The organism is Pseudoalteromonas sp. (assembly GCF_036960685.1).
GTDB lineage: Bacteria > Pseudomonadota > Gammaproteobacteria > Enterobacterales > Alteromonadaceae > Pseudoalteromonas.
In genome coordinates, this window is sequence record NZ_JBALXK010000004.1 from 117,777 (window position 1) to 130,064 (window position 12,288).

Annotated in this window: 10 protein-coding genes; all 10 read right to left on the reverse strand. The window is 38.7% G+C overall.

Annotated features, from left to right (window positions below):
• Positions 1-64: 64 nt before the first annotated feature.
• On the reverse strand, positions 65-544 hold the full coding sequence (locus V7783_RS05565; protein ID WP_024032870.1) for an Hcp family type VI secretion system effector: 480 nt from the start codon (positions 542-544) through the stop codon (positions 65-67).
• A 237-nt stretch (positions 545-781) separates the two neighbouring features.
• Positions 782-3,388: a type VI secretion system ATPase TssH gene (gene tssH, locus V7783_RS05570; protein ID WP_335677869.1), complete on the reverse strand. Its 2,607-nt coding sequence runs from the start codon at positions 3,386-3,388 to the stop codon at positions 782-784.
• Between the two features lie 22 nt (positions 3,389-3,410).
• Positions 3,411-4,400, reverse strand: coding sequence for a type VI secretion system baseplate subunit TssG (gene tssG / locus V7783_RS05575; RefSeq protein ID WP_335677870.1), 990 nt, complete (start codon positions 4,398-4,400; stop codon positions 3,411-3,413).
• On the reverse strand, positions 4,397-6,223 hold the full coding sequence (tssF, locus tag V7783_RS05580) for a type VI secretion system baseplate subunit TssF (protein WP_335677871.1): 1,827 nt from the start codon (positions 6,221-6,223) through the stop codon (positions 4,397-4,399). The genes tssG and tssF overlap by 4 nt, the downstream gene beginning before the upstream one ends.
• Entirely contained in the window at positions 6,220-6,705 is a 486-nt protein-coding gene (gene tssE / locus V7783_RS05585) for a type VI secretion system baseplate subunit TssE (protein WP_064664610.1), read from the reverse strand. Before tssE ends, tssF begins: the two co-directional genes overlap by 4 nt.
• Before the next feature lie 15 nt (positions 6,706-6,720).
• Positions 6,721-7,491 (reverse strand): type VI secretion system accessory protein TagJ, encoded by a 771-nt coding sequence (locus tag V7783_RS05590; RefSeq protein ID WP_335677872.1) that lies wholly within the window; start codon positions 7,489-7,491, stop codon positions 6,721-6,723.
• A gap of 2 nt (positions 7,492-7,493) precedes the next feature.
• Positions 7,494-9,020: a type VI secretion system contractile sheath large subunit gene (gene tssC, locus V7783_RS05595; protein WP_335677873.1), complete on the reverse strand. Its 1,527-nt coding sequence runs from the start codon at positions 9,018-9,020 to the stop codon at positions 7,494-7,496.
• 36 nt (positions 9,021-9,056) lie between these two features.
• Positions 9,057-10,547, reverse strand: coding sequence for a type VI secretion system contractile sheath large subunit (gene tssC, locus V7783_RS05600; RefSeq protein ID WP_335677874.1), 1,491 nt, complete (start codon positions 10,545-10,547; stop codon positions 9,057-9,059).
• Positions 10,544-11,047, reverse strand: coding sequence for a type VI secretion system contractile sheath small subunit (tssB, locus tag V7783_RS05605; protein ID WP_335677875.1), 504 nt, complete (start codon positions 11,045-11,047; stop codon positions 10,544-10,546). Before tssB ends, tssC (V7783_RS05600) begins: the two co-directional genes overlap by 4 nt.
• Positions 11,048-11,063: 16 nt before the next feature.
• Entirely contained in the window at positions 11,064-12,173 is a 1,110-nt protein-coding gene (gene tssA, locus V7783_RS05610) for a type VI secretion system protein TssA (RefSeq protein WP_335677876.1), read from the reverse strand.
• Between the last annotated feature and the right edge of the window lie 115 nt (positions 12,174-12,288).

Below are 12,288 nucleotides of genomic sequence, written 5' to 3' on the forward strand. Positions count from 1 at the left end.
TTCCCATCCTAGAGATCAAAAAAAGCTCTGAGCAATGCTCAGAGCCATTATTAGACAACAAATATTACATTTGTTGACCTTTAACACCGCTGTATCCATATACAAGTGGAGCAGTAATGTTATTTTTGTCGTCTGTAGGTGTAACAGTCATCATCATTTCAGTGTAGCTGATTGTGATTGTTTCGATCGGACGATCGTTTTGTACTGATACTGAATAGCTAGAAATCATTGCATCGGTAAGTTCGATTTTCATGATTTCTTCAACTTTATCACCTTGCTTAGTGATATGGAAAATAGCTGGAAGACCTTTACCAATTGTTGCTTCTTTGAAAAGATCCGGAGATGCTTTATCTTGAAGTTTAGTAATTGTTACGTCACCTAGACGAGTAGAGCTAGACTCACGGTCCATTGCTGTACCAGTCGCAGCGCTAATTTCACGGCTTACGTTCCAATCTAAAGATAATACTGTGATTAAATCTTTAAAAGACTCAGCTGTAGTTTCGCCTTTGATTGAACCGTACTTTAAATATGTATTTGCTTGCATTTGATAATGCTCCTTTTTATTAAACAATGTTATCCATTTAGCCTGGATTCTTTTCTTTGGTTTCCCAAAATTCCTTTGAAATCATTATCTCTAATACTGCGATGAAAAGGCCCTAAAAATCCTTTCCTTAGATGAAGACAATATCTCAAAATTCCATGTAGTGATTTAAGGCACCAAAATTATAATACCGTAAAACCTAATAAACAACCTTATTCTATAGTTATTTATAAATTTATTTTAATCTATATTAAGCTCAAATTCATTATCTTTAACTTTCAACAATATATTATTAATTTCGTTATTTTCAATCATACTGAAAAGCAAGATTTCAGACAGCATTGGTAAAACTTTATTTTGCAATATTGTATGAATATTCCTAGCGCCTGAGCCAGCGTTTTGGCAATTTGCAACTATATAATCAATAACGTCATTATTATAAGTCAATACTGCATTATAATTTTTTTCTACACGCTTGATTATTTTAGCCAATTGTATCGCTGCGATCTCTGTAAGAATATCGTCACTTAATGGGATATAAGGAATTACATTAATACGACCTAAAAATGCAGGTTTGAAAGCAGCCAGTAAATCATCTTGCAGAGCTTTTGATAATCCTTTGATACTTGGCTTACTTTCTTCATCTTCAAATAGGCTCATAGTGGTATCTGTACCCACATTTGAAGTCATAATGATAATGGTGTTTTTAAAGTCAATATCGCGCCCTTCACCATCTTTGATGGTACCTTTATCAAATACTTGATAGAAGATATCTTGTACACCAGGATGCGCTTTTTCCATTTCGTCTAACAGCACCACACTATAAGGTTTTCTTCTAACCGCTTCAGTTAGAATTCCCCCCTCACCATAACCAACATAACCAGGAGGTGAGCCTAATAATAGTGAGACTTTATGCTCTTCTTTAAATTCAGACATGTTGATCACAGTGACATTTTCTTCACTGCCATATACTTCCTGTGCCAGTGCTAAAGCGGTCTCAGTTTTACCTACCCCACTTGGACCTGCGAGCATAAATATACCGTTAGGGCGACTTTCATCGGCAAGCTGCGCCCGAGAGGTTTGCACAACTTTAGCAATCAAATCCAGTGCATGATCTTGGCCAACAACACGTTGCTTCATATGCGTTGCTAAGTTCAAAATGCCATGAATTTCATCTTCATGCATTTTACCAACAGGAATACCCGTCCAGTCTGAGATAACTTGTGCTATAAGCTCTTCACTGACCTGCCAGTGCACCATATTTTGCTCAAACGTGGCGAGTTTTTCTTTACTGAGTTTAAGTGATTCAAGCATTTCTTGAGACGCTTCTTGCTCTTGCGTATTAACAAGTTCCAGCGCCTGATTTAACTCTGAGACGATTTCTTTCTCAAGTTTAAATTGTTCATTGAGCGGCTGTAATTGCTGGTCAATACTAATAAGCTCAGCTTTTAGTGTATCTAACTGCAGAGAATGATCTAAGCCCGTTTTTTGCTCACGATTTAACATTTTAACTTGCGTTTCAATCACACTCAGACGATTTACGAGTTGTTCTATCGTGTTAGGTGTAGACGCTTGGCTCATTGCAACGCGGGCACAGGCCGTATCCAAAAGTGCAACGGCCTTATCTGGTAATTGTCTGGCTGTGATGTATCGATGCGAAAGATGAACAGCACTTTCTAGCGCCTGCTCAGAAATAAATACTTTATGGTGGCGCTCCATCACAGGAACTAAACCACGTAACATCGCAACTGCTTTTTCTGGTGTTGGCTCTTCGACTTTAACAACCTGAAAACGGCGGGTCAGTGCGGCGTCTTTTTCAAAAAACTTTTTATACTCTGCCCAGGTGGTTGCAGCAATTGTACGTAATTCACCACGTGCCAATGCTGGTTTTAGTAAATTAGCCGCGTCGTTTTGACCTGCTTGACCACCACTGCCGATCATTGTGTGTGCTTCGTCGATAAATAAGATAACAGGGTCAGCAGAGTTCTTAACTTCATTAATTAATGATTTTAAGCGATTCTCAAACTCACCTTTCATTCCAGCACCGGCTTGTAGAAGCGCTAAATCTAAGCTATGAATTTTTACATTTTGCAGCACAGCGGGAACATCTTTTTGCGCAATTCTAAGTGCTAAACCTTCGACAACCGCTGTTTTACCAACCCCAGCTTCACCTGTTAAAATCGGGTTGTTTTGACGTCGTCGGGTTAAAATGTCGATCATTTGTCTAATTTCAAAATCTCGTCCTAAAATAGGATCAATTTTACCTGAGCGTGCTTGTGCTGTGAGATCTACCGTAAATTGTTCAAGGTTTGGCGTTTTAGAATTCATGCTTGCTTGTGCTGCTGTCGCATTTTGCGTTGCGTGATTTCGCTCTTGTGATTGCGCCACTATTTCAGGCCAAGCATGTAACAGCTGACCCGGATCAATTTTATTAAATAACTTACTACAGCGGGTAACCAAACTAGATAAGGTGTCATCTTTCGTTAATGTATAAATAACGTATGCGCTGCGAATTTGCTGATCGGTAAACTCGATGCTGGTGCTTAACCATGATTGTCTTAATAAACTAGTTACGTGCACAGATAAACTAGGCGAAGACTCACTCCCAGTTTTGAAAGATTCCAGCGACTGATTTAAATCCTGTTTCACTTGCTCAATATCGATATCAAATGAACCAAAAATAAGCCTAACATCATCAAGCTGCTGCTCTACCATCGCTAATAACCAATGCTCAAGTTCAACCGTAAAATGGCTGCGGCTATTACAAATTGCGACAGCCGCTTCAAGGCTTTTTCTGCAATCGGGACTCAGTTTTTCAACTAATTTATTCAGTGTCATCGAAGACATACTCTGTTCCTTTTAATTTTAATTATCCTTTAAACGATAACTTAGTAGGGTTTGATTTTAATTTGTCATGCTGAACCGCTAAGAAACTATTCGCTCCCAGCTGACAATTACTCTGCGCTAGCGTTGCAGAACCTAAACTTTCAAAGTGCGATTCAATAACTAAACGAAAATTGATGGCATTGCCCACATAATCCTTGGTGATCGTGTTAGCTAACTTGAATAGCGTTCCATTTGGTAGCAATAATTTGGCCTTTTTCGGATCATCTGTAGCAATATTTACTTCAATGTTCGAGGAGGTATCCCACACTTTTTTACCTAACATTGTATCTATACCTAAGCGAGCATGTTGGCCCTCATATAACGCTTGGCTCGCTAAACAAGTTTGCTCTTGTGCATCTAAAGTATGCCATTGACCAACCATTTGCTTAATGGTGACCTGGCAATCTAAATACGATGATAGAATGTTTTGTAAATCAGCTGCGTTTCTGATTTTTCGGCTATATAAACCAGAAAAATACAGTTGATGTTCGTTATAACCACCACTTAACAAACCTAAAATTTGTGTGTAGGGATCTTTATTTCGAGCGCTGTTGGTATGATTAAGCGAGGGCTTATATTTTTTCCATGCACGGTAATATAAAGAGACTAAACGGTGGTTAAACATGTCGTAAAAGTCACGCATAGTGGTGTCTTTATAGCGTAGGCGCTGCATTACTAATTCACTATAAAACTGCGGTAATGCGCCTGAGCATCCCGTTAAGCCCATAAACGAAACTTGCATTTGCACTTTATGTAGGCCGTCTTCAAAGCCAATTTCTTCAAGCTTGGTAATTGCATTACCTGGATAACCAAATTTTTGAGTTGCCGTAAATTTAATCAACTCTAACTTTGGGCTACTATCGTAACCGACATGGCGATATTCTAAACCACGCTTTTTAAGTTGCTTTTCAACGATAAAAACAGCTTTATAAAAATCAATTTGTGAGGCTTGAGAAATTAGATGCTTGATCATAAAAGTGGATTATCTCCCACTCGCGCAGGCCATTGATAATAAACTTGTTCCTGCTCTTTCAATCTAAGACTTAGGCGTGTGTAACTATTAATTGCAGCAAATTGTGCAAAGAAATGATCTAAAATCGCAGCAAAGAAAAACATACCACTACCAGAGAAATCATCATTGGCAAATGTGATTTCAATTTCACTACCTGTAGCAAAACTTACCCGCCCCTGTTGTACAACTCGTGCTGTTGAAGGGGCTATTTTTAATCGATAAATATTATCAATCATACCTTTACTTTGAGGCGTCGCTCTAAAGTCATAAAGCCTTAAAATTTCTTTTAATCGATTACAAGCATCATCACCAGTGAAGGTATCTAACGTTAAATGATTCACTAACTGCCATCTTGTTGCATCGGCTAGAATTGGCCGAACAGCATGGGTAAAGGGAGTGAGGCAACGGATTTTTTTTATTACGTCCCCGCGCTCAGGCATTAATAAACCCAATTCATCATCGCCAAACGGCATACTGGCAGGCAAGTTCCTGTTACTGCATTTCGCTCTTACCGTTAAAACAGAGTTACCTTCACCATATTCTAATGCACTGTTTTCAAATGTAGCATCAACAAGTGACATAAAAGTCTCAGTACCCGACTCTACATAGCCTCCAGCCCATGAGGCTGTTTCTCGACGAATATGCCAAAATAAATCATTATGGCCTTGATACTTTGGATGAGTTTGACCATAAAAAGGCGATACCACTTGTTTATTGCCTTTATGATCAAACGCAATCACTTCAGAAATGGCAATCACTTCAGAGATCTCAGAGTCCATATAACGCGGTGTTAATTGGTATTCATATTCACTTATTTGTGGCCGGATTGGCTCTAATTCTTGCTCAAACAAGTTAATGATTGGAGTGCAGCCGAGCAAAAACATGTTCTTATCGACTTGCTTTTCAAGCTCATTTGACTCGGTATCAAGGTAAATATAAATTTCGCATCGGTTTGATAACTTAGGTAACGAAGCTGCGATACCGTCAATTTCAAAAAAGCGAAATTTCTCAGGAAACGTAAAGTTCTCAACAAGTAAACGATAACCACCGGATGAACGTTGCGAATAAGGAACAACGGCTTCATGCGGGTCAAAACCAACCGCTTTAAGCTGGTTTTTTGATAAATATTTAATCCCTTCTTCACCATTATCTATGGCTATACCAATAGCGTGCTTAAAAAGTAATTCGTACACTTTTAATGTGTGATGCCATTGCCCATTAATAAACACTCTCAGTTTTTCAAGACCTGTTTCAGCCAGTGATACACCTTTGTATTCACCCGTTAGTTCAAGCTTGAATATTGATTTAGCACGTTCGTGCCAACGAGGTTTAGGCGCAACAAATGGGCTGTTATCAAACTGAGCATGGGTAATTTCTACCGGCCATAAGTAAGTTTCATAGCATGTCTGAAACTTACACTGCTTCATAGACTCAACATTGGTTTCAACTTCACTGGCTCTTGGAATAACCACGCCCGCCGTAGATAAATTTTCAGCTTCTAACTTAACAACTGACATCGACGGAATGGGCGCTTGGTAATTAGGCAACATTTGCCCTAGTAAAGCATCCGTCAACTCAGGGAAACTATCATCTAATTTTTGGCGAATGTTGGCCGTTAAAAAAGCAAAAGACTCGATTAATCGCGATACGTGTGGATCTTCAATATGATCCTCACTCAGCTTTAAACGACCTGCTACTTTTGGGTATTTTTCAGAGAAATCTTTACCTAAGTGACGCACAAATGCTAATTCACGATTGTAATATTTTAATAGTTCATCGTTCATAATGACGCCTCAATAATCTTCATGCCAAGGTTCACGGGCTCTACTTCTGAATCAAAACTAATAAATTCCGGCTCAGGATCCGCGTATAAAAGGGCATTGATCCTTAAATTAAGCACCCGGTTTATTGGCACATCTTCATCTGTAAATACTTCGACTTCTAGAAAGCGTGGTTCAAACTTTAAAATTGTATTTCTAACCGTCTCGCATAACAGTGCACGTCCTTCATGGGAGCTCACTGACATACTTGAAAAATCAGGCAAACCATAGGATAAGCATGACGTAGACAATTCATTATACTGAGCAGGCCAGGTGTGCCATTGAATACGAGCATTTAGCAAAGCTTCAATGTCTCTGCGCACATTTTTACGAAGCTCACTAATTGTGATCCCTTCAGTACGAGAGGGTGCATCTTGAAAATTCGGCTCATCGTCAATCAATCGATCGAGGATGGATGCTTGTAGCTGTTGCTTATGCTCTATCATGAGAATTTAACTTTGTTACGCTGTTTCTAACGAGCTTATTTGTAAGTCAGGGATGGTGATTGCTTCATCATTAGCAAAAACCATTTTCATTCCTTTCCCTACCATAAAATCAGTATTAAGTTCTTGCCAGTCTGATACTTGACCAAGTTTTTCGAGATCAGATTCAGAGTTAGCATAAATAAGTGGTATGTGGGCAGTACCAGATGGACCCTCTTTAATTGTGATTTCAACTCTTAACCAAATGGTTTCAAGTAAAGATTCTACTGGCTCTATTTTTAAGGAATCAATTTCATTAAAGTTAGCTAGATAAAATTCACCATTAGTACCCAGTACCTCTAAATACGGTCCTAGCGTATCATCCAAGTCACGCGTTGCAGTGCCGTCACCTTGTGAGCTTCTAAATTCTTCCATTTCTTGTGCAAGTCCAGCCGCTTGCTCAATCTCGCCTTCTTGCAAAGCAACATGCATTTTTAAAAACAGGGTATCGAGTGCATCTGCGTCATGAAACAGTTTAGGGATGCCCTTTCCTTGATAGAAATCAATTCTTGATTGTTGAGCGCGAATTAAATGCCTTAAATTAATTGCACCAACGGCAAACTCAGGGTTCTTTTGCACCATAAAATCAATCTGCTTATCGGCTTTTTCAAGCTCACCATTTATGCAAAGAAGTTCTGAATAAAGACTTCTTACATCATAATTTAATGGTTCATCTTGCAGCTCAGTTGCACAAGAAGCTAAAGCTTCTGCAAGTTTTCCCTCTCGAATGAGGCTGGTTATTTTTTTCATGACTATTCCTTTATTTTGTGATGAGGACTGAGCTCTGTTATTAATTTAATACTGGAGACCATTTGATCTAATTGAAAATGAGGCTGTAACTGCAAAACTGAAAAATAATGACCGGGATTTGCCTTATTCTCGCTTACTTTAATTTTTGCATTACTCAGCGGATACTTACTTCTCACATACTCAGACGCTGAGTCTGACGCGGTTGTATAATTGTTGATCCACGCCTGTAAATCACGCTCACATGCTTGTGCTGTGTTGTATGAACCAACTCGGTCTCTTGCTAACAGCTTTAAATAATGAGCAAACCGAGAGACACACAAAATGTATTGCAACATAGATGACAAACGAGCATTGATGTTTGCTGCACTTGATTCATAGTTTTTTGTTTTTTGAACTGATGCATTACTATAAAAAACAATATGCTCTGTGTTAGTAACAGATGAAGTGGGGATAAACCCAAGTTCCGAAAACTGTTTTTCAAACTTACTCGTTACCAATAAATCAAGTGGCGGCTTTGATTCCTTTTGATAAATATCATTGGCAAAATTATCTTGGGCTAACCCAGTCACTAATCCCTTGGATACTTTCCCGGGTTCCATGCCACGAATATGCCCAAACCAACCACTATCACAGTAAGCACGAATAATCGTTGAAACAAATTGATAAGCTGCATTTCCCCACAACATATCTGTTTCAGGGTCATTAATTTGCTCTTTAAAATAAAAATCTTGATGCCGTTTACCGTCATTCTTATATGGCGGGCGCACTAAAACATGAGGCAAAGTAAGCCCTACAAACCGAGCTTCTTCCATGCTTCTAAAGCTTTGCCACTTAATATATTCAGGTTGATCAAATTGATTAAACAAATCTGAGTGATAACCTAAATCGGAAAAATTATCAGCACCAAATAAACTTGCAGAAGCCGAGCAAATAAACGGTGCAAAAGCCGCTGCGGCTGTGCGTGATATTTCTTTAATTGTGTCGATATCGTTGTAAATAGATCCTTGCGAAAACATATTACTGATTTCGTAATCACCTATGACGACTCCAAAAGGTTCACCACCGGCACTATCAAATTCACTTTGGTACAACAATTGAAAAAATAAGCTTTGGTCAAAATCGATTGCTTTATTGACATCTTTTGAAAGCGTTGCCCAATCACAGTTCAATACTTTTATTTTTACTTTATTTTCTTTGTCGTATTGCTCTGTTTGTAACAGCAACCACCATAAGTTACGCCAACTTGCTTCTAATTTTTGAAAGCGCGGTTGATGAATAATTAAATTTAACTGATTTGATATTAGCTGATCGAGTTCAACGATAACTTTTTGTAAATAAGGACTAAGTGATTCCTTACTCCATGTAATAGGTGAATCAGAAGAGCCTTCAAGCCATAACAACAAAGCCTTGTCTAAGTTTTTTTCATTCAAAAAACGGTCAAGCAAAGCATCATTATCACTTATACGAGAATGCGACTTTTGAAAAAAAGTAACATCTTGATTTATAAATGAAAACTCTTCGTGATTCATTTTACAGCATTATCCTTAACGCTAAAGATCGGATGATTAACCGATCTCAGGTATTTTAGCTACTAAACGTAAAGAAGAGGTGAGCTCTTCCATTTGTAGCCAAGGTCGTAACCACGCAACTGCATTGTATGCACCTGGTTGACCCGGTATTTCTTTAACAGATACTTTGGCATCCGCTAATGGATAACGTGCTCTAATATCTTGACCACCGCCCTCTGTCGCATTGACATACGATAGGATCCAACGGTTTAACCAAGACTCAACATCTTCCGCTTCCATGAAGCTACCAATTTTATCGCGCGCCATAACTTTTAAGTAATGCGCAAAACGTGATGTTGCCATAAGGTATGGTAAACGTGCAGAAATAGCAGCGTTAGCAGTCGCATCTGGCGTTGAATAAAGTTGTGGTTTTTGACAACTTTGGCCACCAAAGAATACGGCGTAATCAGTATTTTTATAGTGACAAAGCGGTAAGAAACCAAGCTTACTTAATTCAGCTTCACGTCTATCTGTGATACCGATTTCTGTAGGACATTTAAGATCCGGGTCGCCGTCGTCACTAGTGAAAATATGAGTAGGTAAACCTTCAACTTTACCACCGCCTTCCGCACCACGGATAGCTGTACAAAAACCGTATTGAGAGAATGCTTTAGCCATATTGGTCGCCATTGCATATGCTGCATTACTCCAACAGTACTCGCTGTTATCAGCGCTGGTAGAACGACCATCTGAAGACTCAACTACAAACTCTTCGTAATTAAATTCTTCAACTGGCTTAGAAGCTGCACCATAAGGTAAGCGAGATAAGAAGCGCGGCATGGTAAGCGATACAAAACGAGAGTCATCACTATCACGGAATGAACGCCATTTAGTGTACTCTAACGATTCAAATACTTTTTCTAAATCGCGTGGTTTGGTTAGCTCTTCCCAGTTATCAAAACCGAATAAAGAAGGCGATGATGCCGCAATAAATGGGCAGAAACCAGCAGCTGCAACATTAGACATTAAGCTTAGTGTTTCAACATCTTCTGGGTGGTTTGTAAATTCAAAATCACCAACAATTGTGCCATATGGTTCGCCACCAGGCGTACCAAACTCAGCTTCATAAATTTTCTTAAACGTTTGGCTTTGATCAAATTCAACTGCTTTACTTAAATCTTTATGAAGCTCTTTTTTCTTCATGTTAAGTACACGAATTTTTAGTGTTGCACTTGTATCTGAATTCATTACCAAGTGATGTAGACCACGCCATGAACCTTCAAGCTTTTGAAATTCATCACTGTGCATTACAACACTTAGCTGCTTTGATATTTTTTGATCGATTAACTGAATCGCTTCATTGAATGTCACAGTCATGTTTTTATTCCACTGGACTGTCCCTTTCATTGCTTCTTCAGTTAATGTTCTTAGTAACTCTTGTGCACGGCTCGCATCTGTTTGTTTGGTAGCACCAATTGCTTGCTCTAATAACGAAGAAGTTACTTCTGAAGTTGACTCTAATTCAGTACTTAGTTGTTCTGTACTCATTTTTCAGTCTCCTCTAATTTTAGTTCCTTAGCAATTGAATCTAAACTTGCAGTGTTACTTAAAACTTCTTCAAGCACATTTTCAAGTTCTTCTGAGCGGTCAATTTTAGTCATGAGATCGCGTAATTTATTGCGCGTTTCCATTAACTTGCGCAGTGGTTCAACTTGGTTAACTACGGCTGCAGGCTCAAAGTCATCGATCGATTTAAAGTTCAAGTTAACTTCAAATTGAGTACCATCATCATTAAGCGTATTATCTACGTTTAATTTTAAAGACGGGCTCATGCGCTTTAAAACATCATTAAAGTTTTCACGATCTATTTGAATAAATCGTCTATCTTTTAGTGGCTTAAGTGCATCAGTATTATCACCTGAAAAATCACCCATAACGCCAACTACAAACGGTAATTCTTTCTTTACCGCAAGACCTTCGGTTTCAACATCGTAGGTGATGTGCACACGTGGTTTACGAACTCGTTTTAGTTTATCGTGGATACTCATTGAGAACTCCTTTTACTTATGTTTCAGTTTCGCTGATCTTAATGCCAGACAACTTAAAGTATCCAGTCCTAGCATCACTATCTGTAATTAATTCATTTAATAATTCAGGTAGCGACAATTCGCTCCATCGAATTACCTGCTCTATGGTGTATGACATAGGTGAGTGTGGTTCTGTTTTTCGAAAATAAGAGGCAATTTCTTTTAGTTTTTCAATGGCATTTTCTCTAGAATTAATTTCTAAATTATGTGCTTTGGCCACTTGTTTATGAGTAACCTCACCATCATCTAACACCACCTCTTGTTCTACTTGCGCTAAATCTTGCGCTTTTTGGGCGGCGGCGAGTTTATCGGCTGCTATATGGTTCACAGCGGCTAGACTCTCTTCCAACGCTTGTTTGATATTAGAAGTCGGTTGTGACTGCGCGGTAACGCGATCGAGTACATCACTTAATATCGCAAATTGTTCAATTGCAGCCGCTATATCGTCTCTTAGATTTACAAAAAATTCCGTACTTGTTTCTGTAGCACTTTTTTCAATTAGCTCAAAGTCGACAGCACCTTGTGTTAGCTTCTTGTCTCTTTTCTCTTCGCTTAATCTAGATATGTCATAACCTTGCTGATATTCCCAAAAGGAAAATGAATCAAGACTAACACTTTCTGTCAGCGCTATACTTTTGATCGGTATGATTAAGGTGCCTTCGCCAGCCACACCATTTAAGCCAACTAACGCTGAGACTTTGTCAGAGATTTCATCATCAGCATCTAGGGCTGGATATAAATCATCAAAATAATTATCGAGTAAGGTGTGGGCAACTTGAAAACCAAATGCTAATCCTTTAAAGCCATGTACGCGGCAAAGTGCTTCAATGAACCAGGCTAAGTAATCAATATCTTTACTTTCTGTTTTTAACGCTTTACTGGATAGCTCTAGCAACGGCAACCAATCTCTGGCTAGAGTGGCAATGCCTTCTTCATCAACAAGCGCATTTCTTTCTGCCGCACGTAATTGGTTTCGTAAATCTTTTAACGCGTAATAGGTAGACGCAGGAGTGACATCTGAGCGCGGGTCAATACCTGCAATCTCAGTGTCTGAAATAGGGGAAACATACTCTTCAAAAACAAACATTCCATTGTCCTAATAACTGTCCATAAAACCAAAACAAATTTAAGCGGTTTTCATATTACATTTTTTATTTTAAATTACAAGCCCAGTTACATTGTAGTTTATACCGGTTTACTGA